This window comes from Paraburkholderia sp. CNPSo 3076 (genome assembly GCF_026343935.1).
Classification (GTDB): Bacteria; Pseudomonadota; Gammaproteobacteria; order Burkholderiales; family Burkholderiaceae; genus Paraburkholderia; species Paraburkholderia nodosa.
This window is the reverse complement of sequence record NZ_JAPMAL010000005.1, coordinates 84,658-108,045: the sequence shown is the minus strand read 5'-3', so window position 1 is coordinate 108,045 and position 23,388 is coordinate 84,658. Positions and strand designations below refer to the sequence as shown.

The 23,388-nt window shown below is 64.8% G+C and carries 19 protein-coding genes and 1 pseudogene; 13 read left to right on the top strand and 7 right to left on the bottom strand.

The window, feature by feature from the left end; all coding sequences use genetic code 11:
- Positions 1 to 15 precede the first annotated feature (15 nt).
- From atzF to M3A49_RS07675, 5 genes and pseudogenes are all read left to right on the top strand, one after another.
- A complete protein-coding gene (atzF, locus tag M3A49_RS07695; RefSeq protein ID WP_266228173.1) occupies positions 16 to 1,830 on the top strand; it encodes an allophanate hydrolase in 1,815 nt (604 codons plus the stop codon).
- 676 nt (positions 1,831 to 2,506) lie between these two features.
- Positions 2,507 to 2,780 (top strand): annotated as a pseudogene (locus M3A49_RS07690) (LysR substrate-binding domain-containing protein); the annotation flags it as partial.
- A gap of 563 nt (positions 2,781 to 3,343) precedes the next feature.
- Positions 3,344 to 4,738: a spinster family MFS transporter gene (locus M3A49_RS07685; RefSeq protein ID WP_266228172.1), complete on the top strand. Its 1,395-nt coding sequence runs from the start codon at positions 3,344 to 3,346 to the stop codon at positions 4,736 to 4,738.
- A gap of 80 nt (positions 4,739 to 4,818) precedes the next feature.
- Positions 4,819 to 5,961 (top strand): porin, encoded by a 1,143-nt coding sequence (locus M3A49_RS07680; RefSeq protein WP_266228171.1) that lies wholly within the window; start codon positions 4,819 to 4,821, stop codon positions 5,959 to 5,961.
- Positions 5,962 to 6,433: 472 nt separating this feature from the next.
- Positions 6,434 to 7,180, top strand: coding sequence for a GntR family transcriptional regulator (locus M3A49_RS07675; RefSeq protein ID WP_266228170.1), 747 nt, complete (start codon positions 6,434 to 6,436; stop codon positions 7,178 to 7,180).
- A 75-nt stretch (positions 7,181 to 7,255) separates the two neighbouring features.
- Here the strand turns inward: M3A49_RS07675 and M3A49_RS07670 are convergent, their stop codons facing one another.
- The 7 genes from M3A49_RS07670 to M3A49_RS07640 all read right to left on the bottom strand — a co-directional run bounded on the left by M3A49_RS07670 (position 7,256) and on the right by M3A49_RS07640 (position 13,958).
- Positions 7,256 to 8,590 (bottom strand): 3-hydroxyacyl-CoA dehydrogenase, encoded by a 1,335-nt coding sequence (locus tag M3A49_RS07670; protein ID WP_266228169.1) that lies wholly within the window; start codon positions 8,588 to 8,590, stop codon positions 7,256 to 7,258.
- A gap of 24 nt (positions 8,591 to 8,614) precedes the next feature.
- The gene (locus tag M3A49_RS07665) at positions 8,615 to 9,418 is read right to left on the bottom strand and encodes a crotonase/enoyl-CoA hydratase family protein (protein ID WP_266228168.1); all 804 of its coding nucleotides are present in this window, start codon (positions 9,416 to 9,418) and stop codon (positions 8,615 to 8,617) included.
- A 31-nt stretch (positions 9,419 to 9,449) separates the two neighbouring features.
- Entirely contained in the window at positions 9,450 to 10,436 is a 987-nt protein-coding gene (locus M3A49_RS07660; RefSeq protein WP_266228167.1) for a PDR/VanB family oxidoreductase, read from the bottom strand.
- A 47-nt stretch (positions 10,437 to 10,483) separates the two neighbouring features.
- A complete protein-coding gene (locus M3A49_RS07655; protein ID WP_266228166.1) occupies positions 10,484 to 11,722 on the bottom strand; it encodes a Rieske 2Fe-2S domain-containing protein in 1,239 nt (412 codons plus the stop codon).
- Between the two features lie 2 nt (positions 11,723 to 11,724).
- Positions 11,725 to 12,729, bottom strand: coding sequence for an amidohydrolase family protein (locus M3A49_RS07650; protein WP_254354380.1), 1,005 nt, complete (start codon positions 12,727 to 12,729; stop codon positions 11,725 to 11,727).
- A 70-nt stretch (positions 12,730 to 12,799) separates the two neighbouring features.
- Entirely contained in the window at positions 12,800 to 13,177 is a 378-nt protein-coding gene (locus tag M3A49_RS07645) for a RidA family protein (RefSeq protein ID WP_254354379.1), read from the bottom strand.
- Between the two features lie 16 nt (positions 13,178 to 13,193).
- Positions 13,194 to 13,958 (bottom strand): GntR family transcriptional regulator, encoded by a 765-nt coding sequence (locus M3A49_RS07640; protein ID WP_266228165.1) that lies wholly within the window; start codon positions 13,956 to 13,958, stop codon positions 13,194 to 13,196.
- Positions 13,959 to 14,269: 311 nt separating this feature from the next.
- Here M3A49_RS07640 and M3A49_RS07635 point away from each other — a divergent pair, with 311 nt between their 5' ends.
- From M3A49_RS07635 to M3A49_RS07600, 8 genes are read left to right on the top strand one after another with little or no spacing between them, the layout of a single operon-like run.
- The gene (locus M3A49_RS07635; protein WP_266228163.1) at positions 14,270 to 16,429 is read left to right on the top strand and encodes an acetate--CoA ligase family protein; all 2,160 of its coding nucleotides are present in this window, start codon (positions 14,270 to 14,272) and stop codon (positions 16,427 to 16,429) included.
- 16 nt (positions 16,430 to 16,445) lie between these two features.
- A complete protein-coding gene (locus M3A49_RS07630; RefSeq protein ID WP_266228161.1) occupies positions 16,446 to 17,627 on the top strand; it encodes an acyl-CoA dehydrogenase family protein in 1,182 nt (393 codons plus the stop codon).
- Positions 17,628 to 17,645: 18 nt separating this feature from the next.
- Positions 17,646 to 18,791 (top strand): acyl-CoA dehydrogenase family protein, encoded by a 1,146-nt coding sequence (locus tag M3A49_RS07625; RefSeq protein WP_266228159.1) that lies wholly within the window; start codon positions 17,646 to 17,648, stop codon positions 18,789 to 18,791.
- Complete coding sequence (locus M3A49_RS07620) at positions 18,788 to 19,951, top strand: thiolase domain-containing protein (protein WP_266228157.1); 1,164 nt, start codon at positions 18,788 to 18,790, stop codon at positions 19,949 to 19,951. Before M3A49_RS07625 ends, M3A49_RS07620 begins: the two co-directional genes overlap by 4 nt.
- A 2-nt stretch (positions 19,952 to 19,953) precedes the next feature.
- Positions 19,954 to 20,397: a Zn-ribbon domain-containing OB-fold protein gene (locus tag M3A49_RS07615; protein WP_266228155.1), complete on the top strand. Its 444-nt coding sequence runs from the start codon at positions 19,954 to 19,956 to the stop codon at positions 20,395 to 20,397.
- Positions 20,398 to 20,410: 13 nt separating this feature from the next.
- A complete protein-coding gene (locus M3A49_RS07610) occupies positions 20,411 to 21,649 on the top strand; it encodes a CaiB/BaiF CoA transferase family protein (protein WP_266228153.1) in 1,239 nt (412 codons plus the stop codon).
- 43 nt (positions 21,650 to 21,692) lie between these two features.
- On the top strand, positions 21,693 to 22,691 hold the full coding sequence (locus tag M3A49_RS07605) for a protocatechuate 3,4-dioxygenase (protein ID WP_266228151.1): 999 nt from the start codon (positions 21,693 to 21,695) through the stop codon (positions 22,689 to 22,691).
- Positions 22,692 to 22,731: 40 nt separating this feature from the next.
- Positions 22,732 to 23,385 carry an RraA family protein gene (locus M3A49_RS07600; RefSeq protein ID WP_266228149.1) on the top strand — a complete coding sequence of 218 codons (654 nt, stop codon included), beginning with the start codon at positions 22,732 to 22,734 and terminating at the stop codon, positions 23,383 to 23,385.
- Positions 23,386 to 23,388 lie beyond the last annotated feature (3 nt).

The window sequence follows — 23,388 nt, the reverse complement described above, 5'->3', positions numbered from 1 at the left end:
CAAGGACAGAGAACCATGCCGACATTCGATCTGCGACTTTCCACGCTCCGTAGCGCGTATCGTGATGGACGCCTCACGCCGCGCAAGCTTGTGGCAGAACTGCTCGGAAAGGCGAGCGCGCTGAATCTGGAGTTCAACCTCTTTATTCATCTTCTGGACGAAAGCGAAGTCGCGCCGTACCTTGACTGGCTCGAGAAGCAAGACTTTGAGCGTCTGCCGTTGTACGGTGTGCCGTTCGCAATCAAGGACAACATCGACCTTGCCGGAGTTCCCACGACCGCCGCATGCCCCGACTTTGCGTATACGTCGGAGGAGTCCGCGACTCTCGTCAGCCAACTGATTGCGCTTGGCGCGATCCCGATTGGGAAGACCAATCTCGATCAGTTTGCTACGGGTCTGAACGGCACGCGTTCGCCATTCGGAAAATGCCGCAACAGTGTGCTACCTGACTACCCGTCGGGTGGTTCTAGCGCCGGTTCATCGCTTGCCGTCGCATTAGGCGTGGCAAGTTTCGCACTCGGGACCGACACGGCAGGGTCCGGCCGCGTGCCCGCCGCCCTGAATAATCTCATCGGACTCAAGCCGACCAGGGGCATCCTGTCGACGGCGGGTGTAGTCCCGGCCTGCCGCACGCTTGATTGCGTGACGTTCTTCACGGCCACCGCTGAAGAGGCCAGTGAGCTTCTCTCATTGACCGCGCAAACCGACTCGCGCGATGCATACAGTCGCAAAAACCCGCAGTGGAACACGGCAGGCGCGTTCGGCACGCCAGCATCGTTCCGGTTTGGGGTTCCGGCGAGGCTTGAATTCGCGGGATGCGCTGAGAGTCCGGAACTGTTCGAGAAGGCTCGTGCGCGGCTGGAAGCAGCAGGTGGCGAGGCTGTGGAGATTGATTTCGAACCCTTTGTCGAGGCCGCGAATCTCCTTTATCAGGGCCCGTGGGTTGCCGAGCGTTACAGCGTGGCCGGCGAGTTGATGTCTTGGACGCCAGACGCTGTGCTTCCTGTCATTCGAGACGTCCTGGCCAAGGCGCCGGGTACGACGGCGGTTGAACTGTTTCGCGCGCAATATCGCCTGCAGGCGTTGAAGGCAACTTGCGATGCGGTGGTCGATTCATTGGACTTCGTACTAACGCCGACTTTTCCGCGCCCTGTGACGCTGGCTGAACTGGAAGAGGACCCAATTGGGCCGAATTCATTGCTCGGTTACTACACGAACTTCATGAATCTGCTGGATTACGCGGCTGTCGCCACGCCAACTGGGTTCATGAAGAACGGACTCCCGTGGGGCGTAACGGTCTTCGGCCGCGCGTTCACCGACCAGTATCTGTTGGGCGTTGCCGATATGCTGCAAACGGCGAGTGGCATCGAATGCGTTGGCGGAAGCTACCCTGAGCCTTCCTCGCGACGAGTAGCGGCCAACGACCGGATTCGCGTTGCGGTGTGCGGCGCTCACATGCAAGGGCTGCCGCTGAACAAGGACCTGGTTTCGCGAGGCGCGCAACGGATGCAGGTAACGCATACGGCAGCCCATTATCGGCTGGCCGCGCTGCCGGCTTCTGCGGACGGCACTAGACGCCCGGGACTGTGGCGAGTTGCTGAGAACGGCGCCAGGGTTGCCGTCGAAGTCTGGGAAATGCCGAGCGTCGAGTTGGGCTCGTTCATGGCAACCGTGCCGTCTCCGCTCGTACTGGGGAAGGTCGAACTGTCGGACGGCTCGTGGGTGACCGGCTTCCTGTGCGAACCCTATGGCGTGCTGTCGGGAACCGATATATCCGGATTTGGTGGATGGCGAGCGTGGCTCGCCAGCGAGCGCGACATTAACGCATGAGGGGCCTGCAGGGAGGGGGAATGGGGCTTCGGGTGTCGCCTTCTTCATGCGCCAGGCGGCGCGCGGGTTCCCTGCCGCCGCCGTGTGTAGACGCTGTTCAGTCTCGACTTCTGACGTAAGTTATTGGCTCGATGGATCTGCTTGCGCGCCTGTGCGATGCCCAGCCCACGACACAGTGCGTTCGCCGAGGGGCCGCGCGTGCGGCACGCGCTCATCGTCCGCAATTGCAGGCTGGTCGCCGAGGCGCAATTCGTGGAAGCAATCGTTTCAGGGTGCAGTCCACGCGGCACTCAAGTCGGTGCTCGACCGCGGTAGCGTATGTGCTTCGTGCGTGCCAGAAACCCGGCGTCGTTACGACAAGGCGCCGGGCAGTGCGCTGTAGTGCAGCATGATCCTCCTGGGTGCTATTGCGCACCAGAACCGAGCTGCGCCGCCGTGCAGCGATACCCAGGCCGGCGATGGGCGGAACGCACTGGCACAGCACTTGCCTTGTCTGACCTCGAGGCGAGTCAATGGCGATTCGCCCCGTCATGCCATATCGGGCATCACCGAATACTGAGCCGCCCGGCGACGGGCTCCCGGCGCATTACTTCAGCCCGCAGGGCGGGCGGCGTGTACGGTCGTTTGCCTCGGGCTGGCCGGGGCGTCTTGAGCGTTGATGGTCAGCGTCCGGGATCTTTCCGATGCGAGCGTCGATCTCGTCGCTGACGGCTTCGACGCGGCGTTGCGCATTGCCGCGCTGCCGGATTCGTCGCTGGTTGCGAGGCGGCTGTGTGCGGTCTCGCAGTACGTGGTGGCGTCGCCGCAATATCTGCAGCGCGAAGGCCGGCCCTCGCATCCATGGGAGCTCCGTGACGCCTTCGGCGCGTGCGCGGCCCGCGAAGGTAACCGCGCTCTCCGATTACTTCGCGCAACATCTGTCCGAACCGTCGTGGCGGTGGCCGAAATAACTTGCTGCTGCTGCAAGCGTAGCGTGCATGAATCATTGCATTTGTGCCTGCGGCGACAAATCGGCCGAGAGCGACCTGAACGTTATTGAGCTGGTTTTTCGTCCAGTGGACCAGACGTAGCTACAGGAACCGGATTCCTGCCACAGTCCTGCGCGGGAAAAACTGGCGACTCATACCAGGCACGCCACTCGCAGTATCCGCGGCACCAAACATAAAACTTTAAATGGCACCAGATGAGTGACACGCTGGTCGATCATATTCGTTGCGTGCGCAACAAATTGCTGCTTGTCGCGTCTCACCCTCTTCATCCTTTTGCAGTTGGCCGCCTCGCGCCCGGCAGCGCCTTGGCCAGCGCGCCTTTGCGGCCCGCTGTGACTTTTCCGGTCTCCGGCGGCTGCATTGATTAGATGATTCGCCCTAGTGAAAACGAGGATGCCTTTGACACGAGTTAGCCTTGCGCGCCCAAAAATTATGCTACAGAATCCATAAAAAATCCCACAGACGCTTTGTGGCATACAAACGGCGAGCCAAGCATGACTGAGGCTCACCTCGGAGACACCACAATGAAGGAACTGACAGCCCAGAACATCGGAGCCCGGTCTGAAGCTGGCTGGTACCGCAGCTGGTTTCTGCTGCTCCTGGTTCTGATCTACGCATCGAGTTTTGTCGACCGGATCATCATCGCGGTCGTCGGCCAGTCGATGAAAATCGAGATGAACCTGAGCGATCTGCAGCTCGGCTTGCTGAATGGGCTCGCGTTTTCGATCTTCTATTCGCTGTTGGGTCTGCCGATCGCGCGTCTTGCCGAGCGCTTCAACCGTGTCGTGCTGATCGCGCTTTCTATTGGCGCCTGGTCGGTCATGACGGCGCTGTGCGGCACCGCTGGCGCGTACTGGCAACTGCTGCTCTACCGGCTTGGCGTGGGCATTGGCGAGGCGGGCAGCACGCCCACCGCGCATTCGCTGATTTCCGACCAGTTCGGCCCGCGCCGCCGCGCAAGCGCGCTCTCCATCTATGCGTTCGGGCCGCCCATCGGCGTGCTTGCCGGCGCGCTAGGCGGCGGCTTGATGGTCCAGCACATGGGCTGGCGCCCAGTGTTCTTCGTGGTCGGCCTGCCGGGACTCATTTTTGGGCTGCTTGCCTGGATCACGCTGCGCGAACCGAAGCGTGGCGGGGCGGAGGAGGGCGGTGCGCACGCCGCGGCCCCCGTGCCGCCGCTGAGCGATGTGCTTGCCGTTCTGTTCAAGAGCCGCGCATTCGTGCATATGCTGCTCGGCACCGTGATCGGCGGCTTCGCGCAGTACGGCGTCAACCTGTTCATCCCCATCTATCTGAACCGCGTGTACGGCCTGAGCTTTGCGCAGGCTGGTCTGATCTTCGGCCTCATGATCGGCGTGGGCGGCCTTCTCGGCAACCCGCTGGGCGGCCTGCTCGCCGATTCGCTGGGCGCGAAGAATCGCCGCTGGTATGCCTGGGTGCCCGCGCTCGGCACGGCAATCGGCTTCCCGCTCGTGGCATTCGCGCTCACTCTGGAGCAATGGCCCGCCGCGGTCGCGCTGATCTTCGGCGCCACGATCTTGCTGAGCATGTGGAACGGCCCGACCTTCGCTGTCGTGCATGGCATCGTCGAACCGCGCATGCGCGCCACGGCGTCGGCCTGTGTGTTCCTGCTCATGAATCTGGTGGGTCAGGGCCTGGGGCCGACAACCGTAGGATTCCTTAGCGATCGTCTTGCGGTACGCCAGTTCACGCAAGGCCAGTACAAGCTGGTTTGTGCGGCGGGCGGCGCACACGGTCCGCATGGCGCAGTCGCCGCCGTTCAGGGGCCCTTCGCATCAGCGTGTCACGACGCTTCGGCTTACGGCATTCGCTACGCGATGCTGGCGGTCAGCCTGGCGCTCGTATGGTCGGCCGTGCATTACTTCCTCGCCTCGCGCCACCTCTCTCGCAGCAAGTAGTTCGAAGCCGGCGGCGGCCGACGGAAATGCAGCAGTAAATAAAGCGGGTGCTAAAGCCCGCAATTTCAGGAGATCGTCAAGTGAAGAAGAAGCTTTTGGCGGGCGCGATAGCGGCCGTGGTGGCGGGTGGCGCGCACGCGCAAAGCAGCGTGACGCTGTACGGGATCATCGACAATGGCCTCACCTATGTGAGCAACGCGGGCGGTCATTCGCTCTGGAAAATGGATGACGGTATCAACCAGGCGTCACGCTGGGGCTTGAAAGGCGTGGAGGATCTGGGCGGTGGACTGAAGGCGATCTTCACTCTGGAGAATGGTTTTTCGCTGAACACCGGCGCTGCGGGCCACGGTGGCGCGTTGTTCGGACGCCGCGCGTTCGTGGGTCTGTCGAGCGACAGGTTCGGTACGCTGATCGCCGGCTACGACTACGATTTCACCTACGACTACATCTCCTATTACACGAACGTCGCTCAGTTCGCGCCTTCATACGCGTTCCACGGCGCCTACGACATCGACCGCCTCGCGGGCGAGCCGGTGAGCAACATGGTGCGCTACGAAACGCCTAACTGGCATGGCTTCGGCGCGGGCGTGATGTATGGCTTCAGCAATATTGCGGGCGCCTTCGGCGGCACGCCGACCGGCAACCCGCGGGTAATTAGCGGCGGCATCAAGTACAGCCCGACCGGCACTTTCAACGCACCATATTCGATGGCTGCCGTGATCACAAAGACGGACGGGGGCAATGCAACGCGCGGCGTCGGCACGATGGCACAGGTTGCGCTCGACGCGGAATCGATCTACACGGTCGCCGTTGGCGGCATGGTGAACCTGAACGAGGCGTGGTCGATAAATGGTGTGTACACGTACACGAATGCGTCGAAGAGCCCGCTCGGTGTCGTCACGGTAAATGCCTACGAGGTCGGCACGAGCTACAGGATCTCACCGATGCTCACGGTAGGTGGCGGCTTCACTTATGTAGACCAGCACCGCCTCGGCAAGTACAACCTCTACAGTGCCGGCGTGGACTATCACCTTTCGAAACGCACCGATGTCTACATGTTCGGTGTATTCCAGCATGCGTTCGCAGGGCAGAAGTTCGCGGACAGCTTCCTCGTTTCGACGCCGTACTCGGTTCCGGGCGCGGGTGGTTCTCTGTACGGCAACCTCGCATCGACCACGGCCAACCAACTGGCCATGCAGATCGGTATTCGACACACTTTCTAAAGATTTCGCGACGCGCCGGCAGCTGGATTGGGATCTCTGGATGTCGGCGCATTTTTTAGGAATCCTATTCAGTAACCTCGGCTAGTTCAGGCTGACTCATCCGCGTGCCCGCCAAAGTCTCATGGACCTGGCGGGCATTCGCGCTCAAGGCGAGCGGTGGCAAGCCGGGGCAAAGAGAATGCAATTTCGCTTGCGCGGGTTGAGTCGACGTTCGTGCACGGACGCCCTGCCGAGTCAATGCGAACACGTGCTGTCGCAAACGCGCCGCGGCCACTGTGGCGTCTCACGGCTCTCGCGATGGCAGCGTCGCGAGTGCGTCGAAGCCCGATACTGGGGGAATCAGTCATTCTTTTTATTGGGGTAACACACAGCTGGGCGTTTGGTATACCTGCACGGTATCATATGAATTTTAAACGCTATTGGCGGTTGCGAGCCGCCGATATGGCCCTTTGATCCCACTGTCAGCCATTCAATGAGTCTGCCACCCAAACTGAGCCGCTCGGCCGAAATCAAGGCGCTCCTGGAATCGGAAATCGAGCGAGGCGAACTCGTGCCGGGCGCGGCGCTCGACGAGCGCGCGCTCGCCGCCCGCTTCAATGTGTCGCGCACGCCCATACGCGAGGCGCTGCAGCAGCTTGCTGCGCAGCAGTATGTGCAGATCGTGCCGCGCCAGGGCGTGTTCGTGACAAAGATGACGGTCCCGCAGTTGCGGAACATGCTCGAACTGCTGCACGAGCTGGAATCCGTTTCGGCGCGCCTGGCCGCCCGCCGCATGAACGACGAGCAGCGCGTGGAACTGCAGCGCACGATCGACGAAGGCGTGGAAGCGCTGAACCAGAGTGACGCCCGCCGTTTTGCGCGCAGCAACGCCGAATTCCACGAGGTAATTTGCCAGGCATGTCACAACGACTACCTGGCCGAGCAGATCCGGGCGATCCGCCGCCTGATTTCACGCTACCGCCCCAAGCTGTTTCTGGCGCCGAGCCGCCGGGAAAAGGTGATCGCCGACCACCAGCGCCTCGCGCAAGCGCTTCTTTCGGGCGACGAGGCGACCGCCGAGGAGGTCATGGCACAGCATTCGCCCGGCGGCGACGCGGGCTTCTCGGAGTTCCTCGCCACGTTGCCGGCCGAGTTCTTCAACGATGCGCCGATGAGCCACGCGCGCGAAACGGCGTCGGCCGAAGCCGAGCCGCGCGACGGAGAGCAGGACGAAGAGTGAAAGCGTTGCCCGCCCGGGCGCATGCGTAACGGCCGCCGTGCGCGAACGCGCGGCGCCTGCAGGACAAAGGTTGCGTCACAGATCGCCGAAGCGGCCGTTTTCCGCCGCGAGCTTTTCGAGCAGCGGTGCGGGCTTCCACCAGTAGCCATACTCCTCATGGAGTCGCTTGATGTCGCGATAGACGTTCGCGAGGCCGATCTGGTCTGCGTAGTACATCGGGCCGCCGCGCCGCGCGGGAAAGCCGTAGCCCGTCACGTAGACCACGTCGATGTCGCTTGCGCGCAGCGCAATGCCCTGTTCGAGCAGCTTCGCGCCTTCGTTGATCATGCCGTACACGCAGCGCTTGACGATTTCATTCGCGGAAATCGGGCGGCGCGTAATGCCCATGCGCCCCGATTCCTCGACGATGAAGCGCTCCAGTTCCGCATCGCGCTGCGGCTCGCGGCTGCCCGCCTCGTAGCGATACCAGCCCTTGCCGCTTTTCTGGCCGAGGCGCCCCATCTCCACGAGCTTCATGATGAGATCGTTCCATCGGCGGTCGGTGGGGCGCGTCGCCATCTGCGCCTTGCGCGTCTGGTAGCCCACGTCGTTGCCGGCCATGTCGTGCACGGCGAAGATGCCCATCGCGTAGCCGAATTCCTTGAGCGCCGCGTCCACTTCGTGCGGCAGCGCGCCGTCTTCGACAAGGAAGTGCGCTTCCCGGTTGTAGTTGCGAAATAGCGCATTACCGATAAAGCCCGGATAGATGCGCGAGAGCACCGAAACCTTGCCCATGCGGCGGCCCAGATCCATGAGCGTGGCGATCACGTCGTCAGCGGTCTGCGCGGCGCGCACGACTTCGAGCAGGCGCATCACGTGCGCGGGGCTGAAGAAGTGCGCGCCCACCACGTCGGCGGGACGCTTCGTGATGGTGGCGATCTCGTCGATGTCGAGGCCCGAGGTGTTGGTGGCGAGGACGGCGCCCGGCTTCGCGTGCAGGTCCAGCTCGCGGAAGATGCCCTGCTTGAGCGCGAGGTCTTCAAATACAGCCTCGATCACGATGTCGGCGTTCTTCACGTCGGCGATCGAGAGCGAGCCCGTGATGCGCGCGAGGCGTTCGTCGCGCACGGCGGCGTCGAGCTTGCCGCGCTTCACGCTGCTTTCGTAGTTGTCGCGAATGCGGGCGAGGCCGCGCGCGAGGCCTTCCTCGTTCGCGTCGACCAGCGTGACGGGGATGCCCGCGGCGGCGAGCGCCATCGCAATGCCGCCACCCATCGTGCCCGCGCCGATCACGGCGGCCTGTGCGACTGGGCGCGGCGTAGCGTCACCGACCGGGATTTGCGCGGCGGCCTTCTCGGCAGCCTTCACGTGCGCGAGCGCCGCTTCGCGCGCGGCCGCTTCCTGCGGATTCAGTTCGTTTGCTGCATTCATGATTCGTTGCGCCTCACGCTGTCGTTATGCCGGGGTCTTCTGGGCGTCGGGACGCTCCAGCGGCTTAGCCTTGCCGTCCACGAATTCCTGCAGGCGCTTCGCGGTTTCGGGGGAGCGCGCCATGTTAGAGCTCATGTATTCGAGGAAGAGGCCGTCCTCGTGCGAAAGATCGTTCACGCGCGGCAGCAGGTTGGTGATGCGCCAGTTCGTGTCGGGTGCGTTTTGGGCGACTTTCGCGGCGAGTTCCTTCGCCTTGGCGAGCGCTTCGCCCGGCGGCGTGAGATACGTGATGACGTGCTCGCGCAAGCCTTCCTCGGCGGAAAGCAGGCGCCCCGTGAGCATGAGGTCGGCCATGACCGTGTAGCCGATCACGCGCTGAATGCGCACCGTGCCGCCGCCGCCCACGAAAATGCCGCGCTGGCCTTCGGGCAAGCCGAAGAACGCCGTCGAGTCGCCCACGCGCACGTGTGCCGCCGTGGCGAGCTCGAGGCCGCCGCCCACCACGGCTCCGTGCAGCGCCGCGACGAACGGAATTGGTCCGCGCGCGATGATGTCGAACACTTCGTGCCACGAGTGGCGGCGGCGCTTGCGCGGGGCTGCGGTCTCGCCGGTCGCGCGTGAAAGCGCTTCGCGCAAATCGAGACCGGCGCTGAAGTTGCCGCCGTGCCCGAACAGCACGCCAACGTCGGCTTCCTCGCCCGCGCGCATGATGGCGGCGCGCAGTTGCGCGATCACCTCTTCGTTGATGGCGTTGCGCTTGTCGGGGCGATTCAGGCCGATGAGGGCGACCGGGCCGTCGAGTTCATAAGTAACCAGGATTTCGCTCATTCTGAATTCCGCTTGAATTGCGTTGAAAGTGTTAGAGGTCGAGCACGAGGCGGCCGCTCTTGCAGCGCGACACGCAAACCTGCATGACCTTGCCGGCCGCCTTGTCGGCCTCGGAGAGATAGACGTCGCGATGCTCGATCTGGCCGCTGCTTACCTTGGTCGTGCACAGGCCGCAGTAGCCGGCGCGGCAGTCGTACATCACGTCGGCGCCGTTTTCGATCAGGGTGTCGAGCAGCGACTTGTCGGCGGCCACCGTGAAGCATTTGCCCGACGACTTCAGCTCGACTTCGAATGCGGCGTCGCCTTCTTGGGGCGCAGCCTCGGTAAACAGTTCGTAGTGCAGATCGCATTCGTGCCAGCCACGCTGGCGCGCCGCTGCGAGCACCGCTTCGATCATGCCCGCCGGCCCGCATACGTAGATCGGCTGGTTCACCTGCGCGCCGTCGAGCAGCGCGTCGACCGAGAGGCGCGTGGCCGGATCGTCATCGGCGTGCAGCACGAGCTTTTCGCCCGCGAGCGCGCGAAGTTCGTCGACGAAAGGCAGCGCCTCGCGCGTGCGGCCGCTGAAATGCAGCTCGAATTCGCGTTGCTGGGCCGCGAGGGCGCTGGCCATCGAGACGATCGGCGTGATGCCGATGCCGCCCGCGATGAGCAGTACGCGCGGCGGCGCTGCGAGCGGGAAGTGGTTGACCGGCGCGCGCACGTTGAGCGTGGCGCCCACTTCCAGCGCGTGCATGTGGCGCGAGCCGCCACGGCCTTCGTCCTCGCGGCGGATGCCGAGCCGGTAGGCGTGCACGCCGTCGCGCGGATCGACGCACGGATCGAGGTGGATCAGCGAATACGAACGCCAATGCGGCGCGCTGCCCGTCGCGGACGGGATCTCGATCTGGAGGTGCGCGCCCGGCTCGAAGCCGGGCAGCAGCGCGCCGTCGGCTGCTTCGAGCGTGTACGACTTGACGAGCGAAGTCGGGGAGTCGATCGCGGCGACGCGCAGCGTGAGCAGCAGTGGGACAAGCATCGAAGTCATTCCGGAGATACTGTGTTGTGCGGGCGACTACGTGGCGCTCAGGCGGTTTCGGTCAGCGAGCGCCAGTCCGAGCCGCTCGGCAGGACGCCGCCGATCGAGATCGCGCGCGAGTAGTCGAGCTCGGGGCTGTCGGCGAGCGTGGGCGTCTTGCCCGCCATGAACTCGCGCGCCGACTTGAGCAGCAGCACGCGCACGCGCAGCACGGCGCCATCGGCGGAGCAAAGCTGTTCGGTGGTGCGGTCCGCAATCGGCCCCTGGCCCAGGAACATCGCGAAGTCTTCGGTGCCCAGGTGCTGGTGGAAGCCCGTGGCGTGGCCGCGCTTCATGAGATCGCGGTTCTGGCCGAAGCCGGTTTCGCGCGTGCCGGGCGGCAGCGGGGGAAAGTTCCACACATCGGGCGTGGCCGACATCACCGTCATGCCGAGCTTGCGCGTAGGGTTGAAGTGCACGAACCAGGCGCGGTGCGTGACGTCGTCCACGGGCGTGGAGAAGAACACTGTGCTCGGGCCGTTCGAGTCCGGCGCGCAGATGATGCCGTACCACGGCATCACGAAGTTGTTCACGCGTGCATAGACGTTCTCGTCGGGCAGATCGCGCAGCGCGGCGTAGCGATAGCCGTACGGCCGCTCTTCGAACTCCAGACGCGGCGCGAGCGCCTTCGTCATGTGCATGCGTTCGTTGCCGCCCCCAGCCGTGATCTGCGTGGTCGATTCGTGCAGCACGCCCACGTGCGACGAATCCATCGACGCCTCGACGCCCTGCACCCAGTTGGTCGGCACTTCGACGCTCGTGACCGAGCGCTGGTCGGCGGGCAGTTGCGTGAACGGCAGGTCGGGGAAGCGCGGCGGCGTATCACCCTTGCCGAGCCACACCCAGAGGATGCCGCCGCGCTCTTCCACGCCGTACTGGCTCGTCTTCACGCGCTTGCAGAACTGCGCCTGGTCGCCCACCTGGTTCGGCGCCTCGACCACCTGGCCTTCCCCGCTCACCTTCCAGCCGTGGAAGATGCAGCGCAGGCCGTTGTTCTCGTTGCGCGCCATCATCAGCGAGGTCTTGCGGTGCGGGCAAAGCTCGTCGACCAGGCCGGCCTTGCCGTCGGTCGTGCGGAACGCCACGTAGTTCGTGCCGAGCAGGCGTACCAGCACGGGCGCGCCGTCCGCTGCGAGCTTTGCCGAGGGTACCGCCGGAATCCAGTAATGCTGGCGGATCATCTCGCCCATCGGTGCGCCGTTTTCGACGCGCGTGAGCAGATCGTTTTCTTCAGCGGTCATGGCCATGGTCAGGCCTCCTGATAGTGGCGGAACGCGCGCGGGTAGACGCGCTGGCAGTTGCACTCGAACACGTTCTTGCGCTGCGCTTCCGTGAGCCATTCGATGCTTTCGATCACCGGCTTCATGTCGTCGTAGTCGCGGCCCGAGATCGGATCGCGCGCGCTGCCCGTGCCCGGCTTTTCAGTGCCGAACAGCACGTTGTCGGTGCCTGCCACCTTGAGCAGCAGCTCGATCGACTCCTTCGAGTAGTTGCAGGTGTCGAAGTAGAGCTTGCGAAGTTGCTCGTCGAAGGTCTGAGGATGGTTGCGGCGCACGGCCCACGAGCGGAAGCGCCCCATCTGGTAGGGGATCGCGCCGCCGCCGTGGCCCACCACAATCTTCAGGCTCGGGAACTTCTGGAACACGTCCGATTCGAGCAGCGAAATGACCGCGATGTTTTCTTCGTTGATGAACTTCAGCGTGTACGACTCGCGCGGACTGCAGCTGCCTGCCGAATGGATCAGCGCGGGCACGTCGAGCGCCGTCATCGCTTCATAGAGCGGATACCAGAACGGATCGCCGAGACCGGCCGGCGCCGGGCCTTCGCCTTCGGTCGGATCGGGGTTCAGCAGTGTGCCGACGAAGCCCAGTTCGTTCACGCAACGCGTCAGTTCGGCCACGCATTTTTCAGCAGGCGATTCGTTCATGAACTGCGGCAGGCCGGCCACGCCACGGAAGCGGTCCGGGAACATGTCGACGAAGCGCTTGATCAGGTCGTTGCAGTGACGCGTCCACAACTCGGTCACGCGCGCAGGCTTCACCGAATGCATTTGCAGGTAGGGGCGCGGCGAGATGAACTGAACGTCGGTGCCGACGGCGTCCATGCTGCGCACAAGTTCCTCGGCTTGCTTGCGCACGGCTTCGTCCGGGATGTTCGGGTTGGTCGACGGGTTGGCGCGGCCGCCAATGAGTTCCGCCATGTAGCGGAAGCTTTGCGGGGGCATGACGACGTGGGCGTGGGAATCGATGATCACGTTGGAACCTTTCTCAATGAATGGAGGGATGCGCTAACGTTGTTTGACGTTGGTGGAGTAGGCCGCGCGCTCAGGACGCGACGGCCATTGCTTCGAGCTGGAGAGCCATGCCGTGCTGCAGGTCGTGCACGACGATATGGCGTGCGGGGCGCTGTGCCGGATCGGGCCAGAAGGCGAGCCAGTGCGCGTTGACGTGCTCGCGCACGCTGTCGTCTTTCACGTACACCGTGAGCTTCACGACGTCCGCGAGTGTCGCGCCGCCGGCGTCGAGAAAGCGCTCGAGGTTGTCGAACGCGAGGCGGGCCTGGTCCGCGGGGCCGGCGGCGAGCTTGCCGGTGGCCGGGTCCTTGCCGGCGATCGCCGACGAGCACAGCACGTTGGACACGCGTGCGCCCACCGGAATCGGAGCGTTGTGCGAGAGGCCTGGGACGTCGATGGAGCGGGGCATGTTGTCTCCGTGTTGATTAATCAGGTTGACCGCCTATCTTGTCGGTGCCGAAGTCGAAGAAATGGCGCGGCACGGCGGCGAGGAATTCGGAAAAGCCGGTCGTGCCCGCGGGAACGTGACGCCGCATCACCTCGGCGGCTTTCGCTTCGTCGCCGGCCTGGATGGCGCGGGCGATCTCGAAGTGCTCCTGCAAAGAGCGGCTGATCTGGCTGCGGTTGCGCAGGTCGGCCACGCGGTAGCGCGCCGACTGGCGGCGCGCCGCGCGAATCTGGTCGGCGAGGCACTCGTTGCGGCTGCCTTCGTAGATCGTGTCGTGAAAGAGCGTATTGGCGCGTGCGTACTCGCCAGCGTCGCCTTCCACGGCGGCCTGCTGGCACGCCAGCAGCGCGCGGTCGAGCGCGTCGCGCAGGGCGTCGCTCGCGCGCCTCGCGCAAAAGCGTGCGCACAGCGCCTCCAGTTCCCCGATGTACTCCAGCATCGAACGCACCTTCGCGATCGAGAGCCGTGCCACGGTCATGCCCTGGCGCGGCGAGATCACCACGAGGTCGCGCGCCGCGAGATGCTGAAGCGCTTCGCGCACCGGCGTGCGCGATACGTTGAAGCGCGCCGCGAGCGCGCGCTCGTCGATCGGCATGCCAGGCGCGAGCTGGCCAGTTTCAATCTCGGCCTGCAGCGTCTCGCGAACGTCGTTCGCCAGACTCGCGCGCATGCGCGGCGCGGCTGCCGGTTGGTCGGGAGCTGCGCCCTCGCGCACGGCGGTCAGGTCGGCTACAGGTTTCATGAGAAGCGCGGTTGTTGGTGTTCGGATGAACGAAATATACCAATATGACGCTGTGGTATTCAAGATGGTGTTTTTCTTATACGGATGCGTAGGCCAATGGATGTACACTGAGGGGGAACATAAACGCATTAAAATCAAAGGGATGGAGATGCAATCGCGGTGCGGATGGGTGCCGCTAGGGGAAAACACCAACCCTGCAAATCGGGCTCTGGTGTATTGAGAAACCAGTTCTGGTATGCCAGAATGGCTCTCAATCGAACTGATCCTGGTACGCCAGCGCCGGGATCCCAATCAAGAAGAGGCATGACCTGATGAGTAAGTCACTCTCCGAAGCAGACGGCGTGATGTCCGTCGAGCGCGTGCTCAAGCCGCGATCGATCGCGATCGTCGGCGCTTCCGCCGATCCCCGCTCGTTCGGCAACTTCGTGCTGCAGAACCTGGAGCGTTTCGGCTTTGCGGGCGCGATCCATCTCGTGTCGCGCAGCAGCGAGGAAATCAACGGCCGCCCGTGCGTGAAGAGCGTGGACGCGCTGCCCGAAGGCATCGACCTCGCGGTGCTGTGCATTCCGGAGGCCGGCGTGCTCGACGCTGTACGCACGTTGGGCGCACGCGGCACGGGCGCGGCGGTGATCTTCGCTTCGGGCTACGCCGAAGCGGGCGAGGAAGGCCGCGCGAAACAACAGGCACTCACTGAGGCCGCGAACGCCGCGGGCATCGCGCTGATCGGCCCGAACTGCATGGGCTTCACCAATTTCGAGGCCGGCGTGCCTGTCACCTTCGAGGTACTCGCGCCGTATCCGTGCGCGGGCCGCAGGGGCGTGGGCGTGGTCGCCCAAAGCGGCGCGATGGCCGCGAACCTGCGCGACGCCTTCATGGGGCGTGGCCAGCCGATCACGGCGGCCGTCTCGACCGGCAACGAAGCCGTGCTTGGCATCGAAGACTATCTCGCATGGTTCATCGCCGACCCGCAGACGAGCGCAATCGCCGTGTATGCGGAGCAGGTGCGCCGCCCGCAGACTTTCCTCGCGCTGGCGCGCGACGCGCGTACCGCGGGCAAACCGATCGTGATGCTGATGCCGGGCAAGAGCGCGCGGGCGCGCGAAGCGGCGCAGTCGCATACCGGTGCGCTCGCAGGCGACCATGCCACGGCGAGCGTGCTGCTCGCGCGTGAAGGCGTGGTGGTGGTCGATTCACTCGACGAACTGTTCGACACCACGACGATCCTCGCGCGCTTCCCGGTGCCGCCCGCAGCGGGCACGGCGGTGATGACGGCATCGGGTGCGGTGAAGAACATTACGCTCGACTTCGCCGACGACATCGGCCTGAACCTGCCGCCGCTCGCCGAGCCTACGCTCAGGAAGCTCACCGAACTGCTGCCGGACTTCGCTGTGGCCGACAACCCGCTCGACTACACGACGATCGGGGTGCGCAACCCCGGCCTGATCGGCGAACTGATCGACACGGTGCTCGCCGACCCGAACATCGGCAGCCTCGTGCTCTCGATCATGGGCGGCCCGCCCATCGCGCAGCGCGACAAGGCCGACCACCTCGTGCCTGCGCTCGCGCGCGCCACCAAGCCCGCGGTGCTCGCGGTGATGGGCGACAACAACGTGCTGGAGCCGTTCTTCGTAGAAGCGATTGCCGCGAGCGGCGTGCCGTTCTTCCGTTCGCCGGACCGCGCGCTGCGCGCCTGCGCACGCGTGGCGGCCTACGGCGAATCGCTTCAGCGCGCGCAGCGCGCGCAAACCGCGCAGCCAGCCGCGATCGCGTTGCCGGGCGCCGTGCCGGCGAACGGTATTTACGCCGAATATCAGGGCAAGCAATGGCTTGCCGCGGCGGGTCTGCCGGTGCCGCCGGGGCGTCTCGCGAAGACGATCGAGGAAGCTTTGACGACTGCGGATGAAATCGGCTATCCGGTCGTGCTCAAGGCGCAGGCGAGCGAACTGCCGCACAAGAGCGACGTGGGCGGCGTGGTGGTCGGTCTCGCCGATGCGAACGCGCTGCGCGCCGGCTGGGACAAACTGCATGCGAGCGTGGCTTTGCATCGTCCCGAACTGAGGCTCGACGGTGCGCTCGTCGAGGCGATGGGCCCGGGCGGTCTCGAACTCGTGGTGGGCGCCAAGCGTGACGCCGAATGGGGTCCGGTCGTGCTGGTCGGCCTGGGCGGCATCTGGATCGAAGCGCTCAAGGACGTGCGCCTGATTCCCGCCGACATGGCCGAAGCCGACATCGTGGTGGAACTGCGCCGCCTGAAGGCCACTGCGCTGCTCGACGGCGTGCGCGGCGCCGAAGGTGTGGACGTGGCCGCCATCGCGAAGGCCGTGGCCGCGATCGGCGCGCAGATGCGCGCGAACCCGCAGATCACCGAGATCGACGTGAACCCGCTCGTGGCTTACCCGGACCGCGTGCTCGCGCTCGACGCGCTCGTCGTGTGCGGCTCGCAGGGTGAAAACAGCGGTGCGCATCACTAATAAGGACAATGAATCAATGAGACTGGAATTCTCCGCAGAGGACGAGGCGTTTCGCGCCGAGGTGCGCGAGTTCGTCAAGAAGAACCTCTCGCCCGAACTCAAGCGCAAGGCCGAACTGGGCCTGCGCATCGAGCGCGCCGACTATGTCGAGTGGTACACGCACCTGTATGAGCGCGGCTGGATCACGCCGTCGTGGCCGAAGGAGGCTGGCGGTCCCGGCTGGACGCCGCTGCAACGCTATATCTTCGACGAGGAAACGCTTGTTGGCGGCGCGCCGCGCATCATCGCGAGCGGCATCAACATGCTGGGCCCCGTGCTCAACGCGTTCGGCACGCCCGAACAGAAGGAGCGCTACCTGCCCGCAATCCGCCGCAGCGAAACGTGGTGGGCGCAGGGCTTCTCGGAGCCGGGCGCGGGTTCCGACCTCGCCAGCGTGCGCACCACGGCGGTACGCGACGGCGACTACTTCGTCGTGAATGGCCATAAGGTGTGGACCTCGTATGCGCATTGGTGCGAGATGATGTTCGCACTCGTGCGCACTGATCCGAACGCCAAGCCGCAGGAAGGCATTTCGTTCCTGCTCATCGACATGAAGTCGCCGGGCGTGGAGCTGCGCCCCATCCGCATGCTCGAGGGTGGCACCGACCTCAACGAGGTCTATCTCGATAACGTGCGCGTGCCGGTCGAGAACCTCGTGGGCGAGGTCAACAAAGGCTGGTCGTACGGCAAGTATCTGCTTGGCCATGAGCGCACGGGCATTGCGGGCATCGGCTCGTGCAAGCAGCAGCTTGCGCGCGTCAAGCAGCTTGGCAAGCTGCAGGGGCTCGCGGGCGATCCGCTTTTCGAGGCGCGCGTGAGCCGCTTCGAAATCGAACTGATGGCGCTCGAATTCACCGGCCTGCGCATGCTGAGCGCAAACCAGCAGAGCCGCGTCCCGGCAGTCGAGGCGTCAATGCTCAAGGTGCGCGGCACCGAGCTGCGCCAGGCGATCTACGCGCTACTCGCGGATGTCGCCGGACCCGACGGCATTCCGTTCGACGAAGCCGCGCTGCTCGACCAGGCGGGCCACGAGCCGCCGAGCCTGGAAGAGACCGTTGCCGTCGCGGCCAACTACTTCGATGCACGCAAGCTGTCGATCTACGGCGGCACCAACGAAGTGCAGCGCAACCTGATCAGCCGCGCGTTCTTCAATGCCTGAAGCGGGACACGAATAATCATGGACTTTTCTCTGACTGAAGATCACGTCGCGCTGCAGGACGCGGTACGCCGCTTCTGCGACGGCGAATTTCCCGCGCACCAGCGCGGCAACACCGAAGACGCGGCGCTTGCGGCGCATCGCCGCAAGGGCTTCGCCGAACTCGGCATCACCGGCCTCACCATCGATACCGACCAGGGCGGCAGCGGTTACGGCGCGGTCGAAACGATGCTCGTCGCGCAGCAACTGGGCCGCGCGCTCGGCGGCGCAGGCTGGCTGTCGAGCGGCTTGCCGGGGGCTGCGTTGATCGGCGCCGCGGGCAGCGCTGAACAGCGCTCGCAATGGCTCGAAGCGGCCGCGTGCGGCGACAAAGTGCTTGCGCTCGCGGTGGGCGAAGCCGATGCGCGCTACGACGTCGCACGCATCGCGGTGCGGGCGAAGGAAACCGGCGACGGCTGGCGCATCGACGGCACCAAGACACTCGTGTTCGACGGCGCGATCGCCGACGCATTCGTCGTGGCCGTGCGCACATCGGGTGAGCGCGGCGATACGCATGGCCTCTCGCTCTTCCTCCTCGATGCGAAAGCACAAGGCATCACGCTGCGCCGCTTCGCGACGATCGACGCACGCGAAGCGGCCCACGTGAGCTTCGCCAACGTGGCGGTGACGAAGGCCGACCTGATCGGCGAGGCCGGCGAAGCGCATGCGCTTATCGACGCGGCACTCGACCGTGCGAACGCTGCGCTGTGCGCGGAGTCGGTCGGTGCGCTGGAAGCGTTGCTCGATATAACCGCCGAGCACCTGAAGACGCGCTCGCAATTCGGCGCGCCACTGGCGAAGTTTCAGGCGCTGCAACACCGTGTGGCCGACATGCTGATCGCACTCGAACAGGGCAAGTCGATGGCGTGCGCGGCGGCCATGGCCGTGGATGAAAACGACCCGGCGCGCCGTGGCCGCTTCGTCTCGGCGGTGAAGGCCTTCATCGGCGATGCGTGCAAGACCGCGGGCGAATGGGCAATTCAACTGCATGGCGCAATGGGCATGACGGAAGAGTGCCGCGCAGGCCACTACGCAAAGCGCATGTTCGCGATCAACATGACCTACGGCGACGCCACCTGGCATCTGAACCGCTTTACGGCGCAACGACTCGCTAAGGAATCCATATGAGCCTGAATGGACAAGCCTGCATCGTCGGCGCCTATGAACACCCCACGCGCAAGGCCGACGACCTCTCCGTCGCGCGCCTGCACGCCGACGTTGCGAAGGGTGCGCTGGAAGACGCGGGCCTGACGAAAGACGATATCGACGGCTACTTCTGCGCGGGTGACGCGCCCGGCCTCGGCACGACGACCATCGCCGAATACCTTGGCCTGAAGCTGCGCCATGTCGATTCGACGGAGTGCGGCGGCTCGGCGCCGATCCTGCACGTCGCGCACGCGGCGGAGGCGATTGCGGCGGGCCGCTGCAATATCGCGCTGATCACGCTGGCGGGCCGCCCGCGTGCGGCGGGCGCGGCGCTTTCGCTCAAGGCGCCGGACCCGGACGCGCCCGAGGTGCAGTTCGAGCTGCCGTTCGGCCCGGCCACGCAGAACTTGTACGGCATGGTCGCGAAGCGTCACATGTACGAGTATGGCACCACGAGCGAGCAGCTCGCGTGGATCAAGGTCGCCGCTTCCCATCACGCGCAGCACAACCCCAACGCGATGCTGCGCAACGTCGTAACCGCCGAAGACGTCGTGAATTCGCCGATGGTCGCCGACCCGCTGCATCGACTCGATTGCTGCGTGATGAGCGACGGCGGCGGCGCGCTCATCGTCGCGCGTCCCGAGATCGCGAAACTGCTCAAGCGCCCGCTCGTGAAGGTGCGCGGCGCGGGTGAGGCGCCCAAGCACGCGGCTGGCGGCAAGATCGACCTCACGTGGTCGGCGGCTAAGTGGTCAGGCGCGGCGGCGTTCGCCGAAGCAGGCGTGACGGCCGCCGATATCAAGTACGCGTCGCTCTACGACAGCTTCACGATCACCGTGCTGATGCAGCTCGAAGACCTCGGCTTCTGCAAGAAAGGCGAGGGCGGCAAGTTCGTGCAGGACGGCGGCTTGATTTCGGGTGTGGGCAAGCTGCCCTTCAATACCGATGGCGGCGGCCTGTGCAACAACCATCCCGCCAATCGGGGCGGCGTCACGAAGGTGATCGAGGCCGTGCGCCAGTTGCGTGGCGAAGCGCACCCCGCCGTGCAGGTGCCGAACTGCGATATCGCGCTCGCAAACGGAATTGGCGGCGCACTGGCTTCGCGTCATACGGCCGCAACGCTCATTTTGGAACGGGTTTAACGATGAGTACGACTAATCAGAATCCTGTAGCGGAAAAGCCCGCCAAGCCCGCAGCGCCAACCGGTCCGCGCCGCATTGCGCCGCCGCGGGTGTTGCCCGAAGCGATGCCGTTCTGGGAAGCGGCGAAGGATGGACGCCTGCTCGCCAAGCGCTGCGCCGACTGCGGCGAGACGCACTACTATCCGCGCGACATCTGCCCGCAATGCCTGAGCGCGAACACGGAGTGGGTCGAGTCGAAGGGCAAGGGCTCGATCTACTCGTGCAGCACGATGGGCAGGGAAGAAGCGCGCTACACGCTGGCCTATGTGACGCTCGATGAAGGCGTGACGATGCTCACCAATATCGTCGATTGCGACCCGGCCACGCTCGCCATCGGCCAGCGCGTGCAGGTCGTGTTCAAGCCGAGCGACGGCGGCTATCCGGTTCCGATGTTCACTCCGGTCTGAGGAAAAAACGCCCATGAGCGCACCAATCAAGGACAACCAGCACGACCAGGCGACGGCCACCGCCCGCAAAGGCGCGCTGTCACGCTTCACGATCATCGACGCCTCGCGCGTGCGAGCGGGTCCGACCGCCATGCGCCTTTTTGCGGACATGGGCGCACGCGTGATCAAGCTTGAAATCCCGCCCGGCGCGCCGGGTGGCGACGACATGATCGGCGGCCGCGACCACAACCGCGCCGACTATGAAAACCTGCATCGCAACAAGGAAAGCCTCACGCTGAACATGAAGGACCCCGCGGGCCGCGAGATTCTTCGTGAGCTGGTGCGCCACGCCGATGTGTTCATCGAGAACTTCCGCCCCGACGTGAAGGACCGTCTCGGCATTGGCCCCGATGCGCTGCGGGCGATCAATCCGCGTCTCGTCTATGCGAGCATTTCGGGGTTTGGCCAGGACGGTCCCTATGCGAACTGGCCTGGCTTCGACTCGATCGCTCAGGGCATGGGCGGTCTCATGAGCGTGACCGGCGAGCCCGGCGAAGGCCCGATGCGAGTGGGCATTCCGATTGCGGATCTTTGTGCTGGCCACTTCTGCGCGATGGCGATTCTCACCGCGTTGCTCGAGCGCGAAGCGTCTGGCGAAGGCCAGTGGGTGCAGACCTCGTTGCTCGAAGCGCAGCTCGCGATGCTCGACTTTCAGGCCGCTCAATGGCTCGTGGACAAGAAGGTGCCGCAGCAGGTCGGCAACGAGCATCCGCTCACGGTCCCGACCGGCGTGTTCGAAACGAAGGACGGTTACCTGAATCTCGCGGCCATTGGTCAGACGATGTGGACGCGCTTGTGCGAGGCGCTCGGCCTCGAACACCTGGCGCGCGCACCGGGCTTCGATTCCGATCCGGCACGCGTGGCGAACCGCGATGCGGTGAATCGCGCCGTGAGCGAAGTCTTCAAGACTCGCACGACGAAGGAATGGACCGCCGTACTGATCAAAGCCGGCGTGCCGTGTGGCCCGATTCACCGTATCGACGAGGTATTCGAGGACCCGCAGGTCAAGCATCTCGGCATGGCGTGGCCGGTCGAGTTGCCGGGCATGGGCGAGGTCGCTTTCGTGGGCCAGCCGTTCCGGCTCTCGCGGTATCCGCGCGAAGCGTCGCCGCGGCTTGCGCCCGAGCAGGGCGAGCATACGCAGGCCATCTTGCGCGAACTCGGTTACACGGACGATCAAATCGAACAATGGCGCGCGGCGTTCGTGGTGTGAACGAACGCCGGCAAGGCAACAACGCACAGGAGAAGGAGACGAAATGGCACGTTTGGTAGCTGCATTCGGCTCGTCGCACAGCATTATGCTGGTGTCGCAGCGCGAAGACTGGCAGCACGGTTTTCGCGCGGTGGACCCGAAGAACCCGCACTACTACGACAAGGCGGGCAATCATGTCACGTACGACGACTTGCTGGAACGCGCGCCCGCCGACGCCGAAGCGATGGTCACGCCCGAGCGCATGGGCGAGCGTTACGACCAGTCCGAAGCGGCGATGGATGAGTTGCGCGAACGTATTCGCGCAGCGAAGCTGGATGTGCTGATCGTGGTTGGCGACGATCAGACCGAGTTGTTTCGCACCACGAATAACCCTGCGTTCGCCATTTACTACGGCGAGACGATCCGCAACGCGAAGCATGAAACGGGCCCGAACGACAGCTGGTACGCCCGCGCCCGCACCATGCGCCAGGAACCGGATGCCGACGTGCACTATCCCGTCAAGTCGGAGATGGCGCGCTGGATGATTCGCGAGCTCTGCGAACGCGACTTCGACATGGCGGCAATGGACGGTCTGGAACGCGGTCAGTACGAGGGCCACGCGTTCTCGTTCATTCACCGCCGCTACTTGCAAGGCCTCGATTTGCCGGTGATTCCGGTGATCGTCAATACCTTCGACCCGCCCAATCAGCCCACGCCGCGGCGCTGCATTCAGCTTGGCGCTGCGCTGCGTGAGCTGATCGAGGCTTACCCCGAAGACCTGCGCGTGGGCGTGCTCGCATCGGGCGGCCTGTCGCACTTCGTGGTGGACGAGGAACTCGACAACGGCATTATCGAAGCGATTCGCCGCAAGGACAGCGCATGGCTTGCTGCGCTCGACCCGAAGCAACTCCAGGCGGGCAGCTCGGAAATTCGCAACTGGATCATCGCGGTGGAGGCGGTCAATTCGCTCGACCTCGAATGGGTCTCGTACACGCCAGGCTATCGCAGCCCCGCCCTGACCGGCACGGGCCTTTGCTTCGCCGCGTGGCGCACGCTGGACTGACCCGCTTCATTCGCGCAAGACATTCACGGAAGACAAGAACATGGATGACCAAAACGTACAGCGCCTGCGGCGGCTCGACTGCTGCGCCGTCTCGGACGCGCTCGACAAACTCAAACTGCCCGGCGTGGTGAGCGGGTTGCCGCAGCGCTCGGGCCAGGGCCGCATCGCGGGACGCGCGATCACCGTCAAGCTCGGCACCGGCGAAGCGCGGCCGGGGCCCCCGGTGCACCTGGGCTGTAGCGCGATCGAACAGGCCGACGCCGACAACGTGATCGTGGTCGAGCAGCGCAGCGGCGTGGAAGCGGGTTGCTGGGGCGGTTTGCTCTCGCTCGCGGCGAAGGTGCGCCAGGTCGCGGGCGTGGTGGCCGACGGCCCGGTGCGCGATATCGACGAGGCCATCGGCTATGAACTGCCCGTGTTCAGCCGCGCCACGACGGCACGCACAGCGCGCGGCCGCGTGGTCGAGAAGGGCACCAACGTGCCGGTGCAGGTCGGCGAGGTGCAGGTCGAGGCGGGCGACTACGTCGTGGCCGACAACAGCGCCGTGATCTTCATCCGCGCTGCCGATATCGGCCTCGTGCTGGACACCGCAGAGGTGATCGTGGCGAAGGAAGCCTCGATGGCCAAGGCGATTCTCGCCGGCGTACCCGTTGCCAAGGTCATGGGCGGCAACTACGAACACATGCTTGCCTGAGCG

Bases quoted from the DNA above. Each gene is read 5' to 3' on its own strand.
- atzF (WP_266228173.1), top strand. From the start codon at position 16: ATGCCGACATTCGATCTGCGACTTTCCACGCTCCGTAGCGCGTATCGT.
- M3A49_RS07685 (WP_266228172.1), top strand. From the start codon at position 3,344: ATGAAGGAACTGACAGCCCAGAACATCGGAGCCCGGTCTGAAGCTGGC.
- M3A49_RS07675 (WP_266228170.1), top strand. From the start codon at position 6,434: ATGAGTCTGCCACCCAAACTGAGCCGCTCGGCCGAAATCAAGGCGCTC.
- M3A49_RS07670 (WP_266228169.1), bottom strand. From the start codon at position 8,590: ATGAATGCAGCAAACGAACTGAATCCGCAGGAAGCGGCCGCGCGCGAA.
- M3A49_RS07665 (WP_266228168.1), bottom strand. From the start codon at position 9,418: ATGAGCGAAATCCTGGTTACTTATGAACTCGACGGCCCGGTCGCCCTC.
- M3A49_RS07660 (WP_266228167.1), bottom strand. From the start codon at position 10,436: ATGCTTGTCCCACTGCTGCTCACGCTGCGCGTCGCCGCGATCGACTCC.
- M3A49_RS07655 (WP_266228166.1), bottom strand. From the start codon at position 11,722: ATGGCCATGACCGCTGAAGAAAACGATCTGCTCACGCGCGTCGAAAAC.
- M3A49_RS07645 (WP_254354379.1), bottom strand. From the start codon at position 13,177: ATGCCCCGCTCCATCGACGTCCCAGGCCTCTCGCACAACGCTCCGATT.
- M3A49_RS07640 (WP_266228165.1), bottom strand. From the start codon at position 13,958: ATGAAACCTGTAGCCGACCTGACCGCCGTGCGCGAGGGCGCAGCTCCC.
- M3A49_RS07635 (WP_266228163.1), top strand. From the start codon at position 14,270: ATGAGTAAGTCACTCTCCGAAGCAGACGGCGTGATGTCCGTCGAGCGC.
- M3A49_RS07630 (WP_266228161.1), top strand. From the start codon at position 16,446: ATGAGACTGGAATTCTCCGCAGAGGACGAGGCGTTTCGCGCCGAGGTG.
- M3A49_RS07625 (WP_266228159.1), top strand. From the start codon at position 17,646: ATGGACTTTTCTCTGACTGAAGATCACGTCGCGCTGCAGGACGCGGTA.
- M3A49_RS07620 (WP_266228157.1), top strand. From the start codon at position 18,788: ATGAGCCTGAATGGACAAGCCTGCATCGTCGGCGCCTATGAACACCCC.
- M3A49_RS07615 (WP_266228155.1), top strand. From the start codon at position 19,954: ATGAGTACGACTAATCAGAATCCTGTAGCGGAAAAGCCCGCCAAGCCC.
- M3A49_RS07610 (WP_266228153.1), top strand. From the start codon at position 20,411: ATGAGCGCACCAATCAAGGACAACCAGCACGACCAGGCGACGGCCACC.
- M3A49_RS07605 (WP_266228151.1), top strand. From the start codon at position 21,693: ATGGCACGTTTGGTAGCTGCATTCGGCTCGTCGCACAGCATTATGCTG.
- M3A49_RS07600 (WP_266228149.1), top strand. From the start codon at position 22,732: ATGGATGACCAAAACGTACAGCGCCTGCGGCGGCTCGACTGCTGCGCC.